Below are 24063 nucleotides of genomic sequence, written 5' to 3'. Positions count from 1 at the left end.
GTATGTGGGTTCGCCCAAGTACCTGTGAAGGCACGTGCCGTGAGGCGCACGCGAATCGGGGTGGTACCGCGAAAGGTTTATCAGGCCTCTCGTCCCTGCACTAGGGATGAGAGGCTTATTGTTTCCGGGGCTATGGATTGTGGGTTTCGGATCATGGAGAACCCCGGAGACCAGAACGGGCAACCCGTAACCTGATTGTGGAGGAGATCGAATGTTCAAAGAGGTCAAGAGCGGTTTGAGCTTCCCGGATATGGAGCGCGAGGTGCTCCGGTTCTGGGAGGAGCGCCGCATATTCGACAAGCTGCGCGAAAAGAACGCCGGGAATAAGCACTGGTCGTTCATCGACGGCCCAATCACGGCGAACAACCCGATGGGCGTTCACCATGCGTGGGGACGCACGTATAAGGACATCTTCCAGCGCTTCAAGGCGATGCAGGGCTACGACCAGCGCTATCAGAACGGGTTCGACTGCCAGGGACTCTGGGTGGAAGTCGAGGTCGAGAAGGACCTGGGACTGAACTCGAAGCGCGAGATCATGGAGTATGGGCTCGACAAGTTCTCCGAGGCGTGCTGCGCGCGAGTGGAGAAGTACTCCGCCATCCAGAGCGAGCAGTCGAAACGGCTCGGGCAGTGGATGGACTGGGACCACTCCTACTACACGATGACCGACACGAATATCGAGCACATCTGGCATTTCCTGAAGAGGTGCCACGACAACGGCTGGCTCTACAAGGGCCAGCGCGCGATGCCCTGGTGCGCCCGATGCGGTACGTCACTGTCTCAGCACGAATTGATCGACTCATACCGCGAGATGACGCACACGTCGGTCTTCCTCAAGCTGCCGATCACGGATCGCGAGGACGAGTACATTATGGTCTGGACGACCACCCCGTGGACGCTTACCGCGAACGTCGCCCTGGCGGTGCATCCTGAGCTCGACTATGCGAAAGTGAGGCAGACCGACGGCATCCTATACCTCTCCGCCGGGACGGTCACCAAGCTCGACGGCGAGTACGAGATGCTTGGCACCGTCAAGGGCAGCGAACTGGTCGGCCTGCACTACAAGGGCCCGTTCTTCGATCTGCCAGCCCAGAAGGATGTCGATTCACGAGTCGTCCCTTGGGACTACGTCGGCGAGGAGGAAGGCGTCGGCGTCGTTCATATCGCTCCGGGCTGCGGCGCTGAGGACTATGAGCTCTCGCAGAAGCTCGAACTGCCGGTGATCGTCCCGATCGATGAGAACGGCTACTACTACCCGGGATTCGGCTGGCTCGAAGAGAAATCGGTTGGCGAGGTCGCCGAGGGAATCTTCCTCGACCTCGAAGAGAAAGGCATGCTCTACAAGACAGAGCGGTACGAACACCGCTACCCGGTGTGCTGGAGATGTCAGGCTGAGTTGGTGTTCCGTCTGGTAGATGAGTGGTTCATCGCGTGCGATCACATCCGCGAGCCGATGAAGGAAGAGGCCCGCAGGGTGCGCTGGGTGCCCGAGTACGCCGGAAAGCGCATGGAGGACTGGCTCAACAACATGGGCGACTGGTGCATCTCGCGGAAGCGCTTCTGGGGACTGCCGCTGCCGATCTTTAGGTGCGCGTGCGGCGAGATGACGTTCATCGGGTCGCGCAAGGAGTTGGACGAACTGGCGGTCAGCGGCATAGAGCAGTTGAAGGAACTGCATCGCCCGTGGATAGATAACGTGAAGGTGAAGTGCCGGAAGTGCGGAGGAACGGCAGAGCGTGTTCCCGAGGTCGGCGACTGCTGGCTCGACGCGGGGATCGTCCCCTACTCCACCCTGGGGTACCTCGATGAGGACAAGTCGTACTGGGAGAAGTGGTTCCCCGCCGAGTTCGTGGTAGAGATGCGAGAGCAAATCCGGCTCTGGTTCTACTCGATGCTCTTCATGAGCGTGACACTGGAGGGCAAGGCGCCTTACAAGTCGGTGCTCGTCTATGAGAAGGTCCACGACGAGAAGGGCCGACCGATGCACAAGAGCCACGGGAACGCGATCTGGTTCGACGAGGCGGTCGAGAAGATGGGCGCAGATGTCATGCGCTGGATCTACGCTGGGGCGAACATCCAGAACAATCTGAACTTCGGCTACGGCAGGGGCGACGAAGTCGTCCGAAACGTGCTGACTCTGTGGAACGTGTATTCGTTCTTCGTGACGTATGCCTTGGTGGATCAATGGCGGCCGTCGGACCGATCAGAGCAGTCGGACGTGTCAGACAGGTCTGAGATCGACCGCTGGATACTCTCGCGGCTGCACGCGCTGGTCAAGGCAACTACCGAGTCGCTGGAGGACTACGACGCGGCCGAGGTCACCCGGCTGGTCGACAAGTTCGTAGACGACCTCTCGAACTGGTACGTCCGCCTGAGCCGACGCCGGTTCTGGAAGAGCGAGTGCGACGACGACAAGCAATCGGCGTACTCGACACTCTACGAGGTGCTTGTCACGCTAACGAAACTCCTCGCGCCGGTGATGCCCTTCATGGCCGACGACATGTACCGGAATCTGGTCTGCTCGGTCGATTCGGATGCGCCGGAGAGCGTGCATCTCTGCGACTGGCCGGCCGCCGACGAGTCACTGATAGACAAGCATCTCATCGAGGAGACCGACGCCGTGATGAAGGTCGTCCGTCTCGGACGCGCGGCCCGAAGCGGATCGGCGATGAAGGTGCGCCAACCGCTCGCGCTAGTCACCGTCAAGCCCTCAAGCAGAGTCGAGCGTGAAGCGGTCAGGCGCAACGAGCGGCTGATCCTCGACGAACTGAACATCAAGGCACTCACGCTGACGGACGACGCCACGGGGCTGGTGGGCTACTGCATCAAGCCTAACCTCAGGACTCTGGGCCCGAAGCACGGCAAGCTCTTGTCGAAGATTTCGGCGGCTCTCACCGAAGCGGACGGCGCGGCGATCGCGGTCAAGGTCGCGGCAGGAGAGTCCTTCGAGCTCGAGGTCGCCGGCGAGAGGCTCACTCTCGAGCCGGACGACGTGCTCGTGGAGACCACCGCGCCGGAGAACCTCTGCTGCTGCGAAGAGCTGGCGACTGTAGTGGCAATCGACACACGGCTTACCGAGGAACTCATCCAAGAGGGCCTCGTGCGCGACCTGGTCCGCCAGATCCAGAACATGCGCAAGGACTCCGGGTTCAACGTTGACGACCACATCACGATCGAGTACGCGACCTCCGGCAAGCTGTCGGAGGCGATCCGATCGTGGTCGGACTACATCCGACAGGAGACGCTGGCGAACTCCGTCACAGCGTCGGATGGCGAGTCGTTCCCGCGAGTGAAGATCGCGGGCGAGGAGATTGGCCTGAAGCTGGAGAAGGCATAAGGGAAGACCGACCTGACACTGATGCAGGAGAGGGGCAATCGCCGTGACTGACGCTCTGCTCTGGGGACTCGTCGTCGGTTCGGCGTCTCTGATAGGGGCGCTCGTCGGTTACTACGCCAGGATGTCGCACCGGACCATTGGGATCGTCCTGGGCTTCGGGTCCGGGGCGCTGATCTCTGCGCTTGCCTACGATCTGATCGAGGAATCTTTCAAACAGGGGGGATTCGTGCCGGTGTCGGTCGGGTTCATCGGCGGCGCCTGCTTCTTCCTCTCTCTGAGCTATCTCGTAAGCCGGATCGGCGGCGGTGCCCGCAAATGCCCGAAGGGCGACTGCGCGGAGGCGGGCACCGGCGTGCTGATCGGCACGATTCTGGACAACATCCCCGAGACAATGGTCATCGGGGCGAGCCTGCTCGTCGGCGGCAAGGTGAGCGTCGTGCTCCTCTCAGCGATCTTCATCAGCAACCTGCCCGAGGGCCTGGCGGGAGCGTCATGCCTTCGTAACTCCGGGCACAGCGCGCGCTATACGCTGGGAGTCTGGTCGGCCGTGTTCCTGGTGACAGGACTCAGTTCAGTCCTCGGTTTTGTCCTGTTCCGCGGGCTCCCGGCATCGGGCATCGCGGCGGCACTGGCAGTCGCGGCGGGCGCGATTATGGCGATGCTCGCGGACACGATGATGCCCGAGGCGTATCACGATGCCGGCCCGATGGTGGCGCTGGCGACCGTATCGGGCTTTCTGTCGGCGTTCATCATCGGACGGGTCGGTTGAGAGGTAGATGAGTGATGGATGAGCGGGCGTCGCGACTTGCGGTAAGTATTACGGTACTCGCTGTTACGATATGCGCCCTGGCGTTGGGATATGCGGAGGCGACTATGCATGCGTTCACTGTCGGGCCGGTTGACGACCGGCGCTTCGATGAGGTGCGCCACCTCGATATGACCTACTCGTTCAAGGCTCCCGCCACCCGAGAGGCGTGGGAGCAGCGGGCAGCCTACCTGCGCGCGCAGATTCTCACTGGCACGGGCCTGATGCCAATGCCGGAGAAGACGGCGCTCCATGCGCGGATCTTCGGCCGGATCGAGCATGCGGGCTATACCGTCGAGAAGGTCTACTTCGAGAGCTTCCCCGGATTCTACGTCACTGGCAATCTCTACCGCCCCAGGGGCAAGACCGGACCGTTCCCGGCCGTTCTGAACCCGCACGGACACGGGGCGGAAGGCCGGCTGGAGGATACCGTCCGCAGTTCCGGGCCGGGACGGGCAATCGGTTTCGCCAGGCAGGGTTACATCGCCTTCGCCTATGACATGATCGGCTACAACGACTCCTCACAGCTCAAGCACCGCGAGGATCTTATCGGCGAGCGGTTCCGGCTCTGGGGGATCAGCATGGGCGGCCTGCAGTTGTGGAACAGCATCCGCGCGGTTGATTTCCTGCTCAGCCTCCCGGAGGTCGATCCGGACCGGATCGCATGCACCGGCGCGTCCGGCGGGGGAACACAGACGTTCCTGCTCACTGCGGTCGATGACCGGGTGAAGTACTCTGCGCCGGTCAACATGATCTCGAGCACCATGCAGGGCGGATGCGTCTGCGAGAACCCGCCGCTGGTCAGGATCGACACGAACAACATGGAGATCGGGGCGATGGCCGCGCCTCGCCCAATGATTATGGTATCGGCGACCGGCGACTGGACGAAGCTGACTCCGGAGGTCGAGTTCCCGGCGATCAAGGGCGTCTACGACCTGCTCGGCGCATCGGAGCAGGTCGCTTGCGTGCGGTTCGATGCAGAGCACAACTACAACAAGGATAGCCGTGAAGCGGTCTACGCCTGGTTCGGGCGCTGGATACTCGGAAACACCGAGGCAGCAAGTCTGAAGGAGCGTCCGTACGATCACCACACGGACGAGGAACTGCTCGTCTTCGCGAAGGAGCCTCGCCCAACCAACTGGCTCGATGCCGACGGCATCGTGAAGAACCGGATCGAGGCGTCGGAGAATCAACTGGCCTCGATGAAGCCTCACGATGCCGAGTCTCTCAAGCGCTTCCGTGACGTCTACGGCGAGGCGCTCCGTCATGCGCTGGCAATTGAATTGCCTACCGGAGCTGGAGCCATAAGCAGAGGACAGGACTCTTCCGACGACTTCACACTGGAGAAACTCGTGAGCGCTCGTAGCGAGAAGGGCGATGCGATTCCGGCGTTGCTCTATAGGCCGAAAAACAGGAAGACCTCTGGCGCGGTCGTGGTCGTTCACTCCTCCGGAAAGGCCGCATTATTCGACAACGGCGAGCCGTCGGCGCTCATCCGAAGACTGGTCAGCGAGGGTCGCTACGTCCTCATGATAGACTGCTTCGGCATCGGCGAGCACTCCGGCCCGCAGGACCGAACGAAGAGATACGGCTTCTTCGACACCTACAACCGCACGGACACCATGGAGCGCGTCCAGGACATCCTGACCGCAGCCAGGTTTGTGAGCGGTGTGACCCCCGTCAAAATGATCGGGATTGGAGATGCCGGGCTGTGGTGCCTGCTCGCGCTCCCGTTTGCGCCCTGGATCGAATCAGCCGTGGTGGACATGGCCGGATTCGATGCGTCGAGCGACCAGGAGTTCATCGAACGGCTCTATGCTCCGTGTCTCCGCCGGGTGGGCGACCTTCGGACCGCGGGCGCGCTCGTCGCACCGAAACGGCTGCTGATCCACAATACTCGCAGCCGGCTCGACGCGGACTTCATCCGTGCCGCCTATGCTGCGTCAGGGCATCCGGAGGCCCTGGCGGTAAGGCGCATGCTTGCGGCAGACGAAACGCTCTACACTTGGATCGCGCGTTGAGGATTGCTGCCACACTGACTGATAAGGGTATAGGAGATAAATGACACAAGGGACGAGGAACGGCTTTCTGCGCTCGCTCGGACCGGGGTTCATCACCGCGGCCGTGGTGATCGGGCCGGGAAGCGTTACAGTGGCATCCAAGATCGGCGCGTCGGCGGGCATGAGCCTCCTCTGGGCGGTGATCGTCGCCGGGAGTTTCATGATGCTCTACACGGCGATGTCGGCGCGCATCGGCGTGCTGAACAAGCAGTCGCTGCTCACTCTCGTGGCGACGAACTATGGCAGGTGGCTTGCGGTCATCATGGGAATTCTCGCGTTCGTCGTGTGCGCGTCCTTCCAGATGGGCAACTACCTCGCGTGCAGCACGGCTCTCACGACCCTCACCGGCATCCACGAGATGGTCTGGATGGCGGCAGTCGGGCTGATAGCGCTGCTGTTCGTATTCGCGGCCAGGCGGCTCTATCAGGCGATGGAGAAGGTGATGCTCGCGCTCGTCATGTTCATGCTGGCGGCGTTCATCATCAACCTGATCGTGTCGAAGCCGGACCTCGGCGAGATGTTCGCCGGGCTGATCCCACGGCCCTGGGACGGGGCGATGACTGGCCTCATCACCGCAATGGTTGCGACAACCTTCTCCGTGATCGCGGCGCTCTACCAGTCGACGATGGCCCAGCAGAAGGGGTGGAAATCCGATGATCTCCGCACCGGCCTGACCGATACCTTTGTCGGAATGAGTATCCTGATCGGAATCTCGATGATAGTCACGATGACCTCGGCATCAGTATTCCGAGGCGCGACGATTGCCGACGCGAGCGATCTGGCGAAACAGCTCGAGCCGCTGCTCGGACATGCGTCGGTCGTCCTCTTCAGCCTCGGATTCCTGGCGGCTTCGTTCAGTTCGACAGTCGTGAACGCGATGATCGGCGGCGGCCTGCTCGCCGACTCCCTGGGGATGGGCTCAGACATCAACGCCAACCCATCCCGCATTTTGACTGCAATCGGCATGGCGGTCGGACTTGGAGCGGGCATCTACACGCTTTGTACCAACACCCCGATCGGCGGAATCGTCCTGGCCCAGAAAAGCACGATTCTGGCAGTCCCGCTCTGCGCACTTGTGATGATCGTGCTGGCGAACGACAAGCGCGTGGTCGGAGCGCACCGCAACTCGCTCCTGGCGAACGTATGGGCCGTGATCGCGCTCCTGGTGCTCATCTGGATGAGTGTCTTCAGAGTGATGGAGATGGTTAGCAAGTAGAAAGCCACGAGTCGGAAACCTGCAGTCGGAATCATGCCAAACGTACACAAAGACTTTCACGGTTGTTTCAGCTTCGGGTTGAAGTTCCTGCTCGACAACTACGGTGAGGGCGAGATGGAGGAATACCTCCTTCGGCTGGCACGGAACGCATACGCCCCCCTGATCGAGTCACTTCGGTTACGGGGGCTCCCGGCGCTGCAGGATTACTGGCAGAACATCATGTCGCTCGAGGAGGCTGATTTCGATCTCCGCTTCGCGAACGACGATATACTCGTACTCGAAGTCAGAGCGTGCCCGGCAATCGCCCACATGTGGGAGCAGGGTTACGACGTCTGCAGACGATTCTGTGAGGCGACCCGTGTCGTGAACGGCGAAATCTGCCGGCGAGCCGGTTACGCCTCGGAGGTCGACTATGATCAGGAAGACGCATCGTGCGTCCAGCGCTTCATGAGGGAGGCGGACCGATGATCTCGTGCACCGAGTTCATCATGGCCTACTCCGAGCTGTTCGCGTTCATCGAGGAACGGCACGGCAGGGAAGAGCTGGTACGCTTCTGGGAGAAACTGGCGGACGAGTTCCTCTTCAACCTGCGCGACCTCGTGGCGGAGAAGGGCCTCCAGGGGATGCACGAGTACTGGTCACACACACTATCTGAGGAGGGCGCCGATTGCCGGATGGTGCTCACGGACGAGCAGTTCCGAATCGAGATGGACCATTGCCCATCGGCCGCGATCCTACGGCGCAACAAACACCTCACGCCCTACCCCGATTACTGCGAGCACTGCAAGGTGCTCTACAAGCACGTAATCGAGCCGTTCGGGTTTAGGTGCGAGACCACGGTATTCGATCCGGTGATGGGACGATGCGAGGTGAGGGTGACGAAGACATGATCTGGAGTTTCGGACTGCGGACTTCGAATCTGTTCAGAGTGCTGTTGGCGCTCTCCTTCGGCTTGGCTGTCTGCGCGCCTGCTCACGCCACTCCCTCGGTCGAATGGCATCGCGGGCCGGATATGCCGAGCGCGCGGGACTACCTGGGATGCGGCATCGCGGACGGCCTGTTCGTCGTTGCGGGGGGCGCTTACTGGGAACACGAGGCGAAGCACTTCGGCCAGCAAACGATCGCCTACTCTCCGACCCAGAACCGATGGATCAGGTTTCCCGACCTCCCGATGCCGGGTGCGTACGGAGCATCGGCGGTGATTGACGACCGGCTTCTCATCGCGGGTGGCGCGGATTCGACCGGCGCTCTGAAGCGGTGCTTCCGGCTTCGACGAGTTGAAGGGCGCCTGACGTGGGACCGGCTCCCGGACCTCCCGCGGCCGATCTGGGGCGCGTCCGGGGCGGCGGTAGGCAGCCGCTTCTACGTCGTCGGCGGCGCGCAGGGGATGGACGCCGGCAGTATGAAGGCCGCTCGCCCGAGCCTGCTGATGCTCGATGTTTCCGCCGTCAAGCCCGAATGGCTGCAGATGGTCGGCCCCGGGATGCCGTCGGGGCGGGTCGGCGCGGCGGCGGTGGTCGTGGGCACGAAGCTGTTCGTCTTCGGAGGTTACGGGGTTCAGGCGGACGGGACTCTCGGCAACTTCGGAGACGCTTACGTCCGCGATATCGGCGTGAGCTCAGGCACATGGCAACCCACCAGGAACGTCCCCCTCGCCTCACGCTGGACATCCGCCGTGCCCCTTGATTCGCGTCAGATCGTCCTCGTGGGCGGATACGCGGAATCGCCCGTCGCTGGGTTTCTGGACGATACTCTGATCTATGACACCGATTCCGACCGGTATCTGCAGACGGACCCGATACCCTGTGCCGTCGCCACGACTGCAGCTGCAGGCGACGGTGCAGCAACGATTTATGTCGCGGGGGGCGAAGATGCGATGCGCCATCGCTCAGCGGCTCTTCTCGTTGGGAGCCTCGTCGACCGATAGAGTACACCGCAGCAAGACACACTGGAGGAAGTATGGGACTCGAGAAGTACGGACGGTTTTCCGATGACGGCAAGGAGTTCATCATCACACGACCCGACACGCCAGCGCCGTGGGTCAACTACATAAGCAACACCCGATTCACCGGCCTCGTCACAAACGCGGGAGGCGGATACAGTTTCTGGATATGCCCGAAGGATTCACGCATCACCCGCCACCGATACAACGGACTCCCCTGGGACCGGCCCGGACGCTATATCTACCTGCGCACGGGCGAGGGCGATTGCTGGTCGCTGACCTGGCAGCCGACACCCAACCGGGCGCTCGATTTCTACGAGTGCCGTCACGGCATGGGCTACACAAGCATCGAACAGGAGCATCGGGGCATCCGCAGCAAGGTCACGTACTTCGTTCCTCAGGACGAAGATCTGGAGATCTGGCGTGTCCGTCTGAGGAATACGTCTCACAGGACACTCTGCCTGAAGGTATTCTCCTATGTTGAACTTTGTCTAGGTCACGCGCTCGTAGACCTGATCAATCAGCCGAACGACCAACACTTCAACGTTGTCCGTTTCGACGAGGACAACGAGTTCCTATATGCGACGAAGAACTACTGGGTCACGTACCGGGGCGCGACCGTCAAGCAGCCGAACCAGGCGTGGGACAAGTACGTCTACTTCGCCTCATCACTCCCCGTGACGGGCTTCGACGGGAAGAAGGACGCGTTCATCGGACCCTGGCGCTCGGAGTCCGATCCCGTCGCGGTGGAGGAAGGGAAGTGCCGCAACACGGAGATCACTGCGGGGGACGCGTGCGCCGCCCTCCAGAGCGATATCGAGATCAAGCCCGGAGAGACTATCGAGTTCTCCATACTGATGGGGATCGTGGACCGCAGAGAGGATGATGGTCTCGAGGCCGCGATCCCGCTCGTGCGCAAGTACCGCGACCTCGCCAACGTCGATGCGGCCCTCGATGCCGTGAAGAAGTACTGGGACGACTATATCTCGGCAGTGACCGTGGACACCCCTGACGAGAACATGAACCTCATGCTGAACGTCTGGGCGAAGCGTCAGGCGTGGGTGACATTCCACATGCACCGCACTGCGGGCTACTATCACGGCGGCCTGCTCTTCGGCACGGGTATAAGGGATCAGTCCCAGGACCTCCTGGGCCCGCTCCTCGCGCACCCCGCCGAGATCGCCGACCGGATCTGCGACGTCATCTCCCACCAGTTCGCGGATGGGAGCACGCTGCACAACTTCTTCCGGCTGACCGGCCAGGGGGAGAAGACTGGGCACTCGGACACGCCCCTCTGGCTCCCGCTCGCAATCATGAGCTACATCAAGGAGACCGGCGACTTCGGCTTCCTCGACAGAGTCGTTCCCTACCACGACGACGGCGAGGGAGACGTGCTCGAGCATCTGACGCGGGCGATCGACTACCCTCTCAGCCAGCTTACTGATCGCCACCTTCCGAAGTTCGGCCCGGGGGACTGGAATGACACGCTCGACTACGTCGGACGCGAGGGCAAGGGCGAGAGCATGTGGGTTGCCGAGTTCCTATGCTACATCCTCAGGGAGAGCGCGGATCTGCTGGGACGCATCGGAGCGAGCTCGAAGGCAGAGAAGTATCGGGCGGAATACGATCAGATCGCCGAAGCGCTGAATGCCATCGCCTGGGACGGCCAGTGGTACATCAGGGGCACGAGGGACGACGGCAAGGTCATAGGCTCGAGCAACAACGAGGAGGGTCGGATCTTCCTGGAGTCCAACACATGGGCGGTGATCAGCGGCATAGCGCCGGAGGATCGCGCGCGCATGACGATGGATTCGGTCCACAAGCTCCTGAACACTCCCCGCGGCCCGCAGCTCGTCTGGCCGGCATATCGGCACGTGGACCCGGGCGTCGGCCTGGCGACTCGGTGCGTACCCGGCAAGAAGGAGAACGGCGCAATCTTCAACCACCCGGCGGCGTGGGCAATCATGGCCGAGTGCCTCCTCGGGAACGGCGATCGGGCGTATGAGTACTACACCAAGACCAATCCGATCAACCAGGCGCAAGACCCGGACATCTACCGGATGGAGCCGTACGTCTACTCGGAGTACGTCACCAGCCCCGAGCATCCGACCTTCGGCGAGGCGAGCCATTCCTGGCTGACCGGCTCAGGCGTCTGGATGTACCGAGACGGGATTGACTACATCCTGGGCGTCCGACCGACCTACGACGGACTAGTCGTTGATCCGTGCATCCCGTCCGCCTGGGACGGGTTCAAGATCACCCGAAAGTTCAGACGCGCGACCTACGAGATCGAGGTCGCCAACCCAAACCACCTCCAACACCGCGTACAGTCAATGGAAGTTGACGGCAGCCGAGTTGAAGGCAACCTCATCCCCATCTTCGCAGAGGGCACGCACAAGGTCCGCATCGTGATGGGATCGAATCCCTGAATACAGACATAGAAAGGAGCACTTGCGATGGACTGTCCGAGTTTTCACAAGAATGGGCAACGGTGCAACTGCAGCTACCCGGGATGCTCCCGCAAGGGGAACTGCTGCGAGTGCCTGCACTACCACCTGAGTAACAATGAGCTTCCCGCCTGCGCGTTTCCGGACGACGTCGAGAAAACCTACGACCGCTCATTCGCACGGTTCGTGCGGATTCACCGGTAAGGACTTCGAGGCGAAGGGGAAGGCATCTGGAATCCTGATTCGACTCGCAGTCCACCAAGGGATTGCAGAGACGCCGACAGAAGACTGGAGAAACACAACTACATGCACACGCCGACCGGACGACCATTCATCTTTGCCGCCGTTCTTCTGCTCGTCTCCGCCCACGCGCTGGCCACCGAGAAGCAGGTCTGCGACACAACCTATCGGGCCCTATCCGACTCCATCGGCCCGTTCCTGATAGCGGGTACATTGGCGATCGCGGCCGACCGGCAGGGTGGCATGCGGGCAGCGGTACAGACCACCAAGGCCCTGATTACCACCACCCTCGTGACACAGGCCTTGAAGCTCGGCGTGCCGACCCGGCGGCCCAACGGAGACGGCATGGACAGCTTCCCGAGCGGACATACCTCAGCAGCATTCGCAATGGCGACCTGCATTGACGCCTACCAACCGAAGGCCGGTGGTCTGGCCTACGGTTCTGCTGCGGCGATCGGCTACTCGCGGATTGAAGTTGGCGCTCACAGGTGGGACGAAGTCGTCGCCGGCGCGCTGATCGGATACTTCATCGCGAGGCATTTCACGCACGATCGGAGCGGCTCAGGTTCCCCGTCCGTCGGCTTCAGCATCTCGTTCTGAGACCGGTTGGCGACGCCGGCCGCACCCGGCGAACCCTTAGCCCTCCTCCGTCATCCCGTCCGCGCCGCGAGTTCTGAGCCGCGCAACGCGTCAGGTTACCTACCTTGTCCCACCGGGTAGCTCTGGAACGACACCAGGGAGTTCTGCAACGCCGTCGGGGAGCTCTGCAACGCCGTCAGGGAGCTCTGCAACGCCGTCAGGGAGCTCTGCAACGTCATCAGGGAGCTCTGCAACGCCGTCAGGGAGCTCTGCAACGACACCAGGGAGCTCTGCACTGCCGTCAGGGAGCTCTGCAACGCCGTCAGGGAGCTCTGCAACGCCGTCGGGGAGCTCCCCGGCGACATCCCAGAGCCCGAGGCGGCCCCTCCCCACGCAGATACGCCCGCTTGTGCAGGACTCGGGCGCGCCTCCGTGCAATATCATAGTTAGCACAGCGCATACCAGCGTCCACAGAGGTGTCCCAATGCCCGATGCGCCGGATATCATCAAGGAACTGGTTGAGCGGTATGAGAGCAACCGCAATCAGTATCGGAGCGCCTCCTACAACGAGGAGCAGACCCGCGCCGAGTTCCTGAATCCCTTCTTCGAGGCGCTCGGCTGGGATGTGCGGAACAAGCAGGGATACTCACCCGCCTATATGGATGTCGTCTTCGAGGGGACGATCCGGGTGGAGGGCAACGCAAACGCGCCCGACTACACCTTCCGCGTCGGCCAGACGCGGAAGTTCTTCGTAGAAGCGAAGAAGCCCGCCGTCAGCATCAACCTCGATGCCGGGCCCGCCGGCCAGATCCGCCGCTACTCTTGGACCGCCAAGCTCCCTCTCGGCGTCCTCACCAACTTCCACGAGTTCGCGGTCTATGACTGCCGGACTCCACCGAAACCATCCGACAAGGCAAGCCATGCACGGCTGATGTATGTGCCCTACACGGAGTATGCGAGCCGCTGGGAGGAGATCGCGGGGATATTCAGCCGGGATGCCGTGTGGCGCGGCTCGTTCGATAAGTACGCTGCTGCCGACAAGGGCAAGCGCGGCACGGCGGAGGTTGACCAGGAGTTCCTCAAGCAGATCGAGGAATGGCGTACCGTCCTCGCCCGCAACCTCGCGCTCCGAAACCCAGGCCTCGACGTTAGGGAGTTGAACTACGCGGTGCAGAATACCATTGACCGCATCGTTTTCCTGCGCATGTGCGAGGATCGGGGCATTGAGCCGCAGGGCCAACTGCTCGGAAGGACGAGCGGCCCAAACGTATACGGCAGGCTGCTCGACCTCTATCATGCCGCCGACGCGAAGTACAACTCCGGCCTCTTTCACTTCAGCGAGGAGAAGGGCCGCCCGGAAGCGCCGGACACGATCACCCCCGGCCTGGCGATTGACGACAAGGCGCTGAGGGATATGATCGCCGGGCTGTACTATCCCCAGAGCCCCTATGAATTCTCCGTGATCGGGGCGGACATCCTCGGCAGCGTATACGAGCAGTTCCTCGGCAAGGTGATCCGGCTCACGCCGGGGCATACCGCCATGGTGGAGGAGAAGCCCGAGGTCAAGAAGGCGGGCGGAGTCTACTACACGCCGACGTACATCGTGGACTACATCGTGAGGAACACGGTCGGCAAGCTGTGCGAGGGGAAGACGCCCAAGCAGGTGGAGAAGCTGCGCATCGTTGACCCGGCCTGCGGATCGGGGTCGTTCCTAATCAGTGCCTACGCCTTCCTGCTGAGCTGGCATCTCGATTACTACGTGAAGCACGAGCCGGAGAAGTTCAAGAAGGCGGTCTACCACCTCTCAGAGAGCGAGTGGCGGCTGACGACCAGCGAGAAGAAGCGGATACTCCTGAACAGCATCTACGGCGTGGATATCGACAGCCAGGCGGTGGAGGTCACGAAGCTGAGCCTGCTGCTGAAGGTGCTGGAGGGCGAGAGCCGGGACACGCTGGATGTCTCGCTCTCGATGTTCCACGAGCGCGCGCTCCCGGACCTGTCGGCGAACATCAAGTGTGGGAACTCGCTGATCGGGACGGATTTCGATACCTCGGGCCTGAGCGATGATGAGGTTCGGCGGATCAACGCCTTCGACTGGGAGGATGGCTTCCCCGCGATCATGAAGGCGGGCGGCTTCGACGCGGTGATCGGCAACCCGCCGTATGTGAGGCAGGAGAGTATCAGTCAGTTCAAGACCTACCTGCAAGCGCACTATCAAGCCTACGCAAGTGCCGCCGACTTGTATGTGTATTTCATCGAACGCTCATTGCAGCTAGCGCGGGAGAGCGGGCTGTTCTCGTTCATTGTCTCAAGCAAGTTTGTCCGCTCCGGCTATGGGGGCAAGTTGCGTCAACTCATGCCGTCGCAGAGCGTGATACGCGAGTTCCTCGATTTCGCCGACCTGCCGGTGTTTCAAGGTGCGACAGTCTACCCCTGCATCTTCATCCTGCAGAAGGAGAATGTTGCAGAGCGTCGAGACGGGAACAATGTGGAAGTATGCAACATCAAGACTCTGGATTTCGGTGACCTAGGCCAGTATGTATCCGACCAGGGATTTGCCGTGCCTCAGTCCGCGCTCAAGAATGGCGACTGGCAACTGCATCCAGCTCTGGACCAGCAGGTGCTTTCCCGGATGGATGCGGCCGGAATACCCTTGCCCGAGTATTGCAGATGCCAGCCCCTGCGGGGCGTATTGACCGGACTGAATGAGGTCTTTATCGTCAAGCAGCCTCAGATAGAGGTTATTGCCGATTCTGACGACCGGGCCATCTTCCTTCCGTACGTTCGGGGCAGGAATGTCCGGAGATATACGTATTCGCACACTGGCGAATACCTTCTATTCACGGACGGCATCTCTGAGAAAAGCCATCCGCACGTGATGGCCTATCTCAACAAGCACAAGGCCGACCTGGAACAGCGCACCGATATCCAGCACCCATCGAAGAAGTGGTATGAGCTGCGGCCATGTAGCTACTATGACGTGATACGGAAGCCGAAGATAGTCTACGCGAGTGTGGCGAGCAGAGCATCTTTCGCCCTTGACGACACTGGCATTTTCGTTGACAAGACCTGCTATTTCATCCCCAGGGCAGACAAGTATCTCCTGGGATTGCTGAACTCTCGTCCTCTCTTCTTCTACTTCTCAAGAATCGCGGTCGAGCGGCGGGGTGGCTATTACGAGTATCTCACGGAGTACGTCTCCCGGCTCCCCATTCGCGCCATCAACTTCGACGATCCCGACGACAAGGCGCGGCATGACAGGATGGTGGAACTGGTGGACCGGATGCTGGACCTGCACAAGAGGCTCGACGCGGCGACACTCCCGAACGACAAGACGCAGATACAGAGGCAGATAGCCGCGACCGACCGGGAGATAGACCGACTCGTCTACGAACTCTACGGCCTCACGGACGAAGAGATCAAGATCGTGGAGGGGACGGGCTAGACGCTCTGTCTGAGCTTCTCATATTCCTCGACGGACAGCTCGATGCTCTTGAGTATCTCCCGGATGAGTCCCTTGCCCAGGTCCTCACCGGCATGTATGGGCACGACTACGCTGCGACCGTCAGGATGTTTGTAGTAGGCGTGGCTGCCGCGCTGGCGGTCGAGTTCGAATCCCAGTCTGCGCAGAATAGCCGCCATCTTCTTTGGGGGAATGACGGTTAGCCCTGTCATACGGCGATCTCGAGTTCGTGCACGCCGACAAACTTGTTCTGGGTTATCGCGCCTTCCCTGCCGGACTCCGCGTCGAGACAGAGGGCCACCGCTTCCCGTATCCGCTCATCCAGTTCGGCAAGGGATCGGGCCTGGGTATGGCAGCCGCGCAAGGCCGGAACAGTGGCGACGAACCATCCGTCTTCGTCCTGCTCGATGATCACGGGAAAGTGAAGCTTCTTCTTGCTCATCTGTTACCTCGATATCTGATATCCCCGGAGAACCGGGACAGGTGGACCGGCGGCTAGCCCTGTTCGGATGCATTATACCTCAATATGCAGACAAAGTCACCATTGATTGCCGCAGGAAGCGCGGGGAGTGTGGGAGAATGAGAGGGTGGTAGGATGGGAGCGTGAGGATGAAGAAGTGACCGACAAATCGTCTCACATGCGGCCCGACCCCGAGTTCGAGCGGATGTCGGAGGAATGCGCACGGCGCAGGCAGGAACTCGCAGAGCTCTTCGAGGAGTACGAGTATCTGAACAAGACGCTCATACCCAACATCGAGGCGACTTACCTGACGGTGATCGGTACGCTGCAGTATGAACTCCTGCAGGTACAGATTCGGGTGCGCCGCCTTCGACGGAAATGCGAGCTTATCCAGGCCGCGCTGAACAGGGGCGAACCGGTTGATATCGGGGCGATAGAGAACCAGCTCGACCTCGAGTTCCAGGAATGGATGCTCCGGCTGCAGAGCAGTTACGCCGACTTGAGATACGCCGAACTGCGGCTTTCCCACCTGATGACCGAGGAGGAGAGCGAAGAATTTCGATCGCTCTTCCGCCGGCTGGTGAAGAAGCTTCATCCCGACGTCAATCCCGACCAGAGCGAGGCGGCAAAGAACCTCTGGCTTCAGGTGCAGGCGGCTTACGAGAACGGCGACCTGGAACAGCTTCGGGCGCTGGCCCTGCTCGCGGAGGACATCCCTGAGGATTACACGTTGCCTGACTCGCTGAATCTGATGAGAGACAAGCTCAGCAGCCTGATGGACAAGATCCTCATGATGCGCGAAAGGCTGGAGAAGCTGCGCGGACACCCGCTCCTTCAGATGGAAGACAAGCTGAACGATCGGGACTGGGTATCGTCGCAGCAGGAGGTAATTCGAGAGCAGATCAGCCACGAGCAGGAGCAGCTCTCGGCGTTGGAGGAGATGCTGAAGCGACTGGAGGGGAGCGACTGAGGCGATGAGCGATTCCCTGGTCCCATTCGACAAGTCAATACTCGCGCTGCTCCGGGCCTCGTTCGGCGAGGACGGACTGGCGCTTCCGTTCGTGCAGGAGATATTCCTGATGGAGTGCCACGTGGCGGGGACTTCGTACCTCGACCTGGAGGAGGTGGAGGAGTCGCTCAGCCCAACAGACCTGCTCCTCTTCAAGCGCGAGCCGGACAACCCTTATGACGAGTTGGCCATACTCATCTTCGACCAGACGGGCAACAAGCTCGGCTATGTGCCGAGGGCGAAGAACGAGGTGATCGCGCGGCTCATGGACGCGGGAAAGCTGCTCTTCGGGAAGTTGGAGAGCAAGAACTGGTTCGACGAGTGGCTGAAAATGGATATTCGCGTGTATATGCGGGACTATTGAGGAGATGCGGACGGGCGGCGCTCCCGAACGACAAGACGCAGATAGCCGCCACCGACCGGGAGACTGACAGACTCGTCTACGAGCTCTACCGCCTCACGGATGAAGAGATCAAGATCGTGGAGGGGACGGGGAGTCATCGCGATCCCCTACCCCTTGTGGATCGCATCGCCGAGGACATCGAGAGCCGCTTCCTTCACGACCTCTGAGAGAGTCGGGTGACCGTGGACCGCATGCGCGATCGTCTCGATCGTCGCCTCCGCGTCCATGCCGATGACGACTTCCTGGATCAGGTCGGTGACGTGCGGGCCGATCATGTGGCAGCCGAGAATCTCTCCGTACTTCGCGTCCGCCAGGAACTTCACATAGCCCTCGCGCTCTCCGATACCCATCGCCTTGCCGTTCACGCGGAACATGAACTTGCCGGCACGATAATCGGTCCCCTGCTTCTTCAGTTCATCCTCCGTCAGGCCGACGGTCGCCACCTCGGGGGTGGTGTATACGGCGGCGGGGACGGACTTGTACGACATCCGGCTCTCACGGCCCATGCAGTTCTCCGCCGCGACGACGCCCTCCTCGGATGCCTTGTGCGCGAGGAGCATACCGCCGACGACGTCACCGATGGCGTAGATTCCCGGGACATTCGTCTCCATGCGCTCGTCAACGATGATGCGTCCCTTCTCGGTCCGGACGCCGGCGCTCTCTAGGCCGAGACCCTCCGAGACTGACCTCCGTCCGACGGCGACGAGCACCTTGTCGGCCACGATTGCCCGCTCTGAGTCTCCCACTACGACCGTCACCACTTCGCCGCTCTTGGCGTGCTCGACCTTGGATGCTTTCGCGCCGAGGAGTATCTCGATGCCCATCTTGTCGAGCACCTTCTTGAGATCGCCGGCGATCTCGGAATCGGTCAGAGGAAGGATCTGGTCCATCATCTCAACGATGGTGACCTCGGCGCCGAACTTGCGGAACATGTAGCCCCACTCGACGCCGATGACTCCCCCGCCGATGACGAGGAGGCGTTTCGGGACGGCGGCTGCATCGAGCGCCCGGTCGCTGTCCCAAACGTTTTCGCCGTCGAGCCCGGGGATCGGGAGCGGGACCGGCTCCGACCCGGTGGCGATGATGATGTTCCTGGCGGTGATCTGCTCGTTCTTCCCGTCGGGAAGAGCAACGTCCACGGTATTCGCGCCGGAGAGTCCGGCCGTACCGGCGACGACGCGGACGTTGTGCTTCTTCATGAGCACACCCACACCGGAGATGAGCTGCTTCACTATCTTGTCCCGCCGCTCGCATACCTTCGGATAGTCAAGCGTGACCTTGCCGCCGACGTTGACACCGAAGTCGGCGCCGTGGTTGGCGATGAGGTCGTATGCGTCTGCGCTGGCGAGCATCGCCTTGGTCGGGATGCAGCCGCGATTGAGGCAGACGCCACCCAGGTTGGCCTTCTCGACCATGACCACCTTGCCGCCGAGCTGGGCGGCTCTAATCGCCGCGACGTACCCTCCCGGGCCAGCGCCGATCACGACCACGTCCGCAGCCGGGGAAATCATCTGTGCCATCTTCATCTCCACATCCGGGGATATTCGGGGCGCCTCGATCTTGTCGAGGGCCAACGGGGTGACGCCCGACGGGGATCCGCCCGCGCGCCTCTCGACAACCACCGAGGAGTTCTTCTGCTCGATCTCGCGTCCTGCCTTCTTCATCCCGTCACCCTTCCTTCCATACTCCGCGGAGGCCGCTCCCGTTGCCCCAGTCGAGTCATAATACCACGCGAAGGCCGCTCATACCTTCCGTGCCGACCTACAGGAAACCGCCGGCTCGTCGCCGAACAGGTCCGTAATGCGGATCTGTTGAAGGAGGTGCGTTGGGATGATGTTACCCCGACTGATCAGGGCCTCGGTGTGCGCTGTCTGTTTCCTGATTCTCGCGAGCGGCCCCGGCACGAGCGGTTGGAAATGGGAGCAGCCACCGAACAAGGTCGAGCCGCTCTCGGGCCGGCGCAGCAACATTTTCTACGCCGGTGAGCCAGTGAAGTTTGCACTCAGGGGCGATGCGGCCATTCGCTATGAGGTGCGGAACTACTACGGAAACATCGTGGACAGGGGCGCGGCTACCGAGACTCTCACGCTCAACATCGCGGAGCCGGGCTGGTACAAGCTCTATCTCTTCGGTGCCGAAGCAGTCGAGCCGTGGGGAGACAGCGTAGGCGGTACGATGTTCGCCGTGATCCGAGACGACCCCCACTTCCCCCGTCTTCCGCCCCTGGGCGAGCCGAGTGGACAGCCCGCCCAGGACTCCCCCACCCGCTCGATCCTCGGCATGGGACCCCAGCGGCATGCGGCGCAGAACGCGGGCAAGCCGGATGAGACGATCGCGGATATCGAGAAGGGTATCGAGATGGAGGCGAAGTACTATCTTCCTTACGACAAGTCGAGGAGACGCGCCCTGCTCGTCGCATTCCCAAACGGCACGGAAGACCTCGAGGGCGTGAGGAAGATCGTCGAGCGATTCAAGGACGTTGTGAAGTACTGGGAGTGCCGAAACGAGCCGAACTTCAGATACAAGGGAGACAAGTTCGTCGAGAAGGAGCTGAAGACATTCTACGAGGTGGTCAAGAGCGTTGATCCCGGGCTGAAGGTCGTCGCGCCCAACCCCGTCACGATCAATCCCTACGGCCTCGCGTTCATCGAGGACTTCCTGAAGGCCGGCGGCGCGAAGTATATCGACGCCTTCTCCTTCCATGCGTACAACAACGTCAACGGCGATGTCTGGCTTGCCCGCGCCTCGCTGGACGGATTGAACGAACTTCTGGCGAAATACGGGGCGGAGAGGATCGAGAAGTGGCAGACCGAGAACGGCTACTTCGCCGCGGTCTACGGATCGTACCAGCCCCGCCTCCAGGGCCGATGGACCATGGTGCGTTTCATGATGTACGAGCAATACGGCATCCCGAAGGAACACGACCACTACTGGTATGACAAGAGCCACGGCTTCTGGGACATGCCGACCTGGTGGGAGAACGACGACGGCGGCGTGAACCCTGCAGCGCCTCTGATGCGTGTCTGGTCTGAGGAACTATACGGCACGAGGTTCGTCCGCGCCTTCGACTTTGGCCCGAGCGGGAACGACATTTACGTCGGCAGTCTCTTCGAGGGGTCGGGTAAGATGGTCGCGGCGTTCATGAGCGCGGGTGCGACCGACGGCGAGGTGGACCTACTCGTGAAAGGCGGTAACCGGCTCAAGGTCGTATCGCCGTTCGGAGTGACCTCCACCATCGCGGTCATAAACGGGAAGGCGACACTCCCGGTCGCCGAACTGCCGGTCTATGTCGAGCTTGCGAAGGGGCAGCGGATCGAGGTCGTGCCGATGGATTATGGGATGAACATGGCTCGCGAGGAGGGGACGGTCTGCTCGCACTCCACCGCCGGCACGGATGATATCCGGAAGGTGAATAGCGGCGAATTGGAGAACTGGTACTACCTCCAGGGCGAGAGTCCCGGTCCGTGGACGAGCCCCAAGGACACAGTATATCCCGCATGGGTCGAGATGGAGTTTCCGGCAGCACGAGAGATCAGCCGGGTGCACGTATTCGCGGCTCCGCCCTGGCAGGGCATGGGCACACTCGTCAACTACGAACTTCAGTATGAGAAGGCCGGGCAGTGGGTAACGCTGGACCGTGTGCGCGAACCGACCAGGACATTCAAGGTTTACACGCCGCCCGTGCGCTGTACCGTTGACAGTTTCTTCAGCGATCGGTGGATATTCATGCACAAGTTCGAGCCAATCACAACGCAGAGAATCCGGCTGCTGATTCACAGGGTCACCAACGGCGGCGGCGCGACCCCGGACGTCATCGAGGCCGGCGGTCAGGCGGGCGACCAGAGGATCACACTCCGAGAAATCGAGGTGTATGGGGCAAGTGATCACTGATCCGTAGGCAGTGATCGGCGGAAAGAGCTTGATCCGATACCGATCACTCTCCCGCCTGGTGGGCGAGGAGGGAGTCGAACCCTCATGCCTTGCGGCGAGGGATTTTAAGTCCCTTGTGTCTGCCATTCCACCACTCGCCCGAATCGGAGTGCCGATGCGACGGTATTATAGCACTTCGCCCAGGTCCGAACAATTATCATGGATGCCATCGAGCCCGATGGAAGTCTGAAGGAGAGAGCGTCCGCGTCAGGACAACACATGACAGAGGCCACGGACAGGGAACTCGTCGCAAGAGCCAAGACCGGGGATGTTTCCGCATTCGAGGCGCTGTACCGGCGGTACAACGACCGCCTCTACAACTTCGTCAGGCAACTGGAACTCTCTCCGGAGGACGCGGCGGACATCGTCCAGGATTCGTTCATCAGAGCGTGGAAGGCTCTGCCGTCTCTCAGGGAAGATGCGATGTTCGGAAGCTGGCTTCACCGCATCGCCCTTAACCGGGGCCGCGACGCGATGAAGAGTCGGTCTCGCAGACCGGTTGCGGAGATGGCCGATCCGAGTCCGAGTGGCGTGTCGTTCGAGATCCCGGACGAATCGCCGGGTCCTGAGCAGGAACTGATCGCCGATGACGTGGGCGCGGCCGTTCGCCGCGCGATAGGGACGCTGAGTGAGGACCACCGGCTCGTGGTCACGATGCATCATCTTGAGGAGATGGATGTTCAAGCTATCTCGGACGCACTCAGAATCTCAAGAGGAACAGTGATGTCGAGACTCAGCAGAGCAAGGGAAGCGCTCCGTCGAAAGCTCGCGCCGTACGTCGAGGAGGCCTGAGATGAAGAAGCAGTCAGACAGGGATTCAGATCGGGAGATGATCATCCTGCTTGAGCAAACAGCGCTTGAGACCGCGCCCGATCGCTGGGATGCAATACGCTCCTCGCTCGAACCGAGGTCGGGCGCGGTCGGCACGAGGTCCTTCTGGTGGCTGGCACGGCACCGCGTGCAGGCGGCGATCGGCGCTACGGTCGCGATCACGGCGGTAGTCGTAGCCTTGTTCTTCACCGGAGAGCCGTCACAGCAGTGGGAGCCCTCCGCGATGCTCCTGGACCACGCATCAATGAGTTGGCGTGAACCGTTCGCAGACAGGGCGGCCCTCGGTCTCGCACAGGTCGCACACGCCGAGTCCGGATCGGAGGCCTCCAGATGAGCCGGCTGCCTGCCGCACTCGTCCCGCTGATTCTCTGCCTAGCGATCTCTGCTGCAGTCGCGGAGATGAGCGCGACTGAGATACTGAAGAAGTCGTACTACGCCGATGCCCGCGCATCGTATTCGGGACGCATACGCACCACGGTCTACACTGCATCGGGCGGGACCTCCGCAGACGTGCTCATCAACCGGAACGGCGCGAAGACGCGGATGGAGTATCTCTCCGGAGCCTCGGCGGGAACCGTCCTACTCGACGACGGTAAGTCCGTGACGCAGCTAGACTCCCGCGCGAGGACTGCATACGTCTCGGGCACTCCGGAGGCACCCGAGCGCCTCGACCTGTTGCTCGCCAACTACACCGCCGTTCTGGTCGGCAAGGATAGCATAGCCGGTCGGAACTGCTACACGATCGCCGTCCGCCCCAAGGCCTCGGGAAACCCATCGAAGCGCCTATGGGTGGATCGAGGCACGTTCCTCGCACTGAAGACGGAGAGATTCAGCTTTGACGGCAGACGTACCATGTCCTCCGAATACACGAACATAGATTACTCGAAGCGTCCTGATCCTTCCATCTTCTCGATACCGGAAGGGTGGAGGACGGTCCGCCTCGGCGCATCCGGGGACAGCAGCCTCGAATCCGTGCGCTCAGCGGTTGGATTCACACCGAGGAAGCCCTCGCACGTCCCTCCCGGATACGGATTCGGCGGATACTATCTCCGTGAGAACCCGAGGGGCATGAGGTTTGCGGGCCTGCGATACACGAATGGCATGAACACCGTCTCTATCTTTGAGCGCAAGGGCCAGTGTGGAAACGGTTGGGGATTCGGCAGAGGGAGAGGACGAGGACAGGGCGCGCCGCGCCGCGGGTGTGCCTCCTGCATGCTCGATCAGGGAGATCACGCGCAGATCGCATGCTCGTATACGGGGGGGCTGACCATCGTCGTCGTCGGGGACCTATCCGCAGATGAGTTGGGCAGAATCGCCAATAGTTTCTGATTGATGGAATAC

Annotated in this window: 22 protein-coding genes and 1 tRNA gene; 18 read left to right on the top strand and 5 right to left on the bottom strand. The window is 61.4% G+C overall.

What is annotated here, in order from left to right; genetic code table 11:
• Window positions 1–211 precede the first annotated feature (211 nt).
• The 10 genes from KBC96_09635 (at window position 212) to KBC96_09590 (ending at window position 12647) form a co-directional block, all read left to right on the top strand.
• Window positions 212–3337 carry an isoleucine--tRNA ligase gene (locus tag KBC96_09635; GenBank protein ID MBP6964654.1) on the top strand — a complete coding sequence of 1042 codons (3126 nt, stop codon included), beginning with the start codon at window positions 212–214 and terminating at the stop codon, window positions 3335–3337.
• A gap of 43 nt (window positions 3338–3380) precedes the next feature.
• Window positions 3381–4106, top strand: a complete 726-nt coding sequence (locus KBC96_09630; GenBank protein ID MBP6964653.1) for a ZIP family zinc transporter — start codon at window positions 3381–3383, stop codon at window positions 4104–4106.
• 104 nt (window positions 4107–4210) lie between these two features.
• Window positions 4211–6163 carry an acetylxylan esterase gene (locus tag KBC96_09625; protein ID MBP6964652.1) on the top strand — a complete coding sequence of 651 codons (1953 nt, stop codon included), beginning with the start codon at window positions 4211–4213 and terminating at the stop codon, window positions 6161–6163.
• 40 nt (window positions 6164–6203) lie between these two features.
• On the top strand, window positions 6204–7418 hold the full coding sequence (locus KBC96_09620; protein MBP6964651.1) for an Nramp family divalent metal transporter: 1215 nt from the start codon (window positions 6204–6206) through the stop codon (window positions 7416–7418).
• A gap of 33 nt (window positions 7419–7451) precedes the next feature.
• The gene (locus tag KBC96_09615) at window positions 7452–7886 is read left to right on the top strand and encodes a hypothetical protein (protein ID MBP6964650.1); all 435 of its coding nucleotides are present in this window, start codon (window positions 7452–7454) and stop codon (window positions 7884–7886) included.
• Window positions 7883–8308 carry a hypothetical protein gene (locus KBC96_09610; protein ID MBP6964649.1) on the top strand — a complete coding sequence of 142 codons (426 nt, stop codon included), beginning with the start codon at window positions 7883–7885 and terminating at the stop codon, window positions 8306–8308. Before KBC96_09615 ends, KBC96_09610 begins: the two co-directional genes overlap by 4 nt.
• Entirely contained in the window at window positions 8281–9345 is a 1065-nt protein-coding gene (locus KBC96_09605; GenBank protein MBP6964648.1) for a hypothetical protein, read from the top strand. Before KBC96_09610 ends, KBC96_09605 begins: the two co-directional genes overlap by 28 nt.
• Before the next feature lie 32 nt (window positions 9346–9377).
• Complete coding sequence (locus tag KBC96_09600; GenBank protein MBP6964647.1) at window positions 9378–11789, top strand: glycosyl transferase family 36; 2412 nt, start codon at window positions 9378–9380, stop codon at window positions 11787–11789.
• Window positions 11790–11816: 27 nt separating this feature from the next.
• Complete coding sequence (locus tag KBC96_09595; protein ID MBP6964646.1) at window positions 11817–12011, top strand: cytosolic protein; 195 nt, start codon at window positions 11817–11819, stop codon at window positions 12009–12011.
• Window positions 12012–12113: 102 nt separating this feature from the next.
• Window positions 12114–12647, top strand: a complete 534-nt coding sequence (locus KBC96_09590) for a phosphatase PAP2 family protein (GenBank protein ID MBP6964645.1) — start codon at window positions 12114–12116, stop codon at window positions 12645–12647.
• A gap of 99 nt (window positions 12648–12746) precedes the next feature.
• Here the strand turns inward: KBC96_09590 and KBC96_09585 are convergent, their stop codons facing one another.
• Window positions 12747–13079, bottom strand: coding sequence for a hypothetical protein (locus KBC96_09585; GenBank protein MBP6964644.1), 333 nt, complete (start codon window positions 13077–13079; stop codon window positions 12747–12749).
• 31 nt (window positions 13080–13110) lie between these two features.
• Here KBC96_09585 and KBC96_09580 point away from each other — a divergent pair, with 31 nt between their 5' ends.
• Entirely contained in the window at window positions 13111–16071 is a 2961-nt protein-coding gene (locus tag KBC96_09580; GenBank protein MBP6964643.1) for an N-6 DNA methylase, read from the top strand.
• Here the strand turns inward: KBC96_09580 and KBC96_09575 are convergent.
• Together KBC96_09575 and KBC96_09570 are read right to left on the bottom strand one after the other, a co-directional pair.
• Window positions 16068–16301 (bottom strand): type II toxin-antitoxin system HicA family toxin, encoded by a 234-nt coding sequence (locus tag KBC96_09575; GenBank protein ID MBP6964642.1) that lies wholly within the window; start codon window positions 16299–16301, stop codon window positions 16068–16070. The two genes, KBC96_09580 and KBC96_09575, sit on opposite strands and share 4 nt — an antisense overlap.
• A complete protein-coding gene (locus tag KBC96_09570) occupies window positions 16298–16531 on the bottom strand; it encodes a type II toxin-antitoxin system HicB family antitoxin (GenBank protein ID MBP6964641.1) in 234 nt (77 codons plus the stop codon). Before KBC96_09570 ends, KBC96_09575 begins: the two co-directional genes overlap by 4 nt.
• A gap of 175 nt (window positions 16532–16706) precedes the next feature.
• Here KBC96_09570 and KBC96_09565 point away from each other — a divergent pair, with 175 nt between their 5' ends.
• The 3 genes from KBC96_09565 to KBC96_09555 are packed head-to-tail and all read left to right on the top strand — an operon-like array spanning window position 16707 to window position 18128.
• Complete coding sequence (locus KBC96_09565; GenBank protein MBP6964640.1) at window positions 16707–17519, top strand: hypothetical protein; 813 nt, start codon at window positions 16707–16709, stop codon at window positions 17517–17519.
• A gap of 4 nt (window positions 17520–17523) precedes the next feature.
• The gene (locus tag KBC96_09560; GenBank protein MBP6964639.1) at window positions 17524–17922 is read left to right on the top strand and encodes an HIRAN domain-containing protein; all 399 of its coding nucleotides are present in this window, start codon (window positions 17524–17526) and stop codon (window positions 17920–17922) included.
• Entirely contained in the window at window positions 17919–18128 is a 210-nt protein-coding gene (locus KBC96_09555; GenBank protein ID MBP6964638.1) for a hypothetical protein, read from the top strand. The genes KBC96_09560 and KBC96_09555 overlap by 4 nt, the downstream gene beginning before the upstream one ends.
• Here the strand turns inward: KBC96_09555 and lpdA are convergent.
• Complete coding sequence (gene lpdA / locus KBC96_09550) at window positions 18069–19625, bottom strand: dihydrolipoyl dehydrogenase (protein ID MBP6964637.1); 1557 nt, start codon at window positions 19623–19625, stop codon at window positions 18069–18071. The genes KBC96_09555 and lpdA overlap by 60 nt on opposite strands.
• A gap of 166 nt (window positions 19626–19791) precedes the next feature.
• On the opposite strand from lpdA, the gene KBC96_09545 reads away from it, so the two are divergent.
• Entirely contained in the window at window positions 19792–21852 is a 2061-nt protein-coding gene (locus tag KBC96_09545; protein MBP6964636.1) for a hypothetical protein, read from the top strand.
• Window positions 21853–21908: 56 nt separating this feature from the next.
• Here KBC96_09545 and KBC96_09540 read toward each other — a convergent pair.
• Window positions 21909–21992: transfer RNA gene (locus tag KBC96_09540), tRNA-Leu, on the bottom strand.
• Between the two features lie 118 nt (window positions 21993–22110).
• Between KBC96_09540 and KBC96_09535 the strand changes: the two genes are divergently transcribed.
• From KBC96_09535 to KBC96_09525, 3 genes are read left to right on the top strand one after another with little or no spacing between them, the layout of a single operon-like run.
• Window positions 22111–22683: a sigma-70 family RNA polymerase sigma factor gene (locus tag KBC96_09535; GenBank protein MBP6964635.1), complete on the top strand. Its 573-nt coding sequence runs from the start codon at window positions 22111–22113 to the stop codon at window positions 22681–22683.
• 1 nt (window position 22684) lies between these two features.
• Complete coding sequence (locus KBC96_09530; protein MBP6964634.1) at window positions 22685–23056, top strand: hypothetical protein; 372 nt, start codon at window positions 22685–22687, stop codon at window positions 23054–23056.
• Window positions 23053–24051: a hypothetical protein gene (locus tag KBC96_09525; protein MBP6964633.1), complete on the top strand. Its 999-nt coding sequence runs from the start codon at window positions 23053–23055 to the stop codon at window positions 24049–24051. The genes KBC96_09530 and KBC96_09525 overlap by 4 nt, the downstream gene beginning before the upstream one ends.
• Window positions 24052–24063: the final 12 nt, after the last annotated feature.

This window comes from Armatimonadota bacterium, assembly GCA_017993055.1.
Taxonomy (GTDB): Bacteria; Armatimonadota; UBA5829; order DTJY01; family DTJY01; genus JAGONM01.
This window is presented reverse-complemented; position numbering and strand designations above follow the sequence as displayed.

Coding starts and splice junctions, on each gene's coding strand:
- KBC96_09635 (MBP6964654.1), top strand. CDS start 212: ATGTTCAAAGAGGTCAAGAGCGGTTTGAGCTTCCCGGATATGGAGCGC.
- KBC96_09625 (MBP6964652.1), top strand. CDS start 4,211: ATGCATGCGTTCACTGTCGGGCCGGTTGACGACCGGCGCTTCGATGAG.
- KBC96_09620 (MBP6964651.1), top strand. CDS start 6,204: ATGACACAAGGGACGAGGAACGGCTTTCTGCGCTCGCTCGGACCGGGG.
- KBC96_09615 (MBP6964650.1), top strand. CDS start 7,452: ATGCCAAACGTACACAAAGACTTTCACGGTTGTTTCAGCTTCGGGTTG.
- KBC96_09610 (MBP6964649.1), top strand. CDS start 7,883: ATGATCTCGTGCACCGAGTTCATCATGGCCTACTCCGAGCTGTTCGCG.
- KBC96_09605 (MBP6964648.1), top strand. CDS start 8,281: ATGCGAGGTGAGGGTGACGAAGACATGATCTGGAGTTTCGGACTGCGG.
- KBC96_09600 (MBP6964647.1), top strand. CDS start 9,378: ATGGGACTCGAGAAGTACGGACGGTTTTCCGATGACGGCAAGGAGTTC.
- KBC96_09595 (MBP6964646.1), top strand. CDS start 11,817: ATGGACTGTCCGAGTTTTCACAAGAATGGGCAACGGTGCAACTGCAGC.
- KBC96_09590 (MBP6964645.1), top strand. CDS start 12,114: ATGCACACGCCGACCGGACGACCATTCATCTTTGCCGCCGTTCTTCTG.
- KBC96_09580 (MBP6964643.1), top strand. CDS start 13,111: ATGCCCGATGCGCCGGATATCATCAAGGAACTGGTTGAGCGGTATGAG.
- KBC96_09575 (MBP6964642.1), bottom strand. CDS start 16,301: ATGACAGGGCTAACCGTCATTCCCCCAAAGAAGATGGCGGCTATTCTG.
- KBC96_09570 (MBP6964641.1), bottom strand. CDS start 16,531: ATGAGCAAGAAGAAGCTTCACTTTCCCGTGATCATCGAGCAGGACGAA.
- KBC96_09560 (MBP6964639.1), top strand. CDS start 17,524: ATGAGCGATTCCCTGGTCCCATTCGACAAGTCAATACTCGCGCTGCTC.
- lpdA (MBP6964637.1), bottom strand. CDS start 19,625: ATGAAGAAGGCAGGACGCGAGATCGAGCAGAAGAACTCCTCGGTGGTT.
- KBC96_09545 (MBP6964636.1), top strand. CDS start 19,792: ATGATGTTACCCCGACTGATCAGGGCCTCGGTGTGCGCTGTCTGTTTC.
- KBC96_09535 (MBP6964635.1), top strand. CDS start 22,111: ATGACAGAGGCCACGGACAGGGAACTCGTCGCAAGAGCCAAGACCGGG.
- KBC96_09530 (MBP6964634.1), top strand. CDS start 22,685: ATGAAGAAGCAGTCAGACAGGGATTCAGATCGGGAGATGATCATCCTG.
- KBC96_09525 (MBP6964633.1), top strand. CDS start 23,053: ATGAGCCGGCTGCCTGCCGCACTCGTCCCGCTGATTCTCTGCCTAGCG.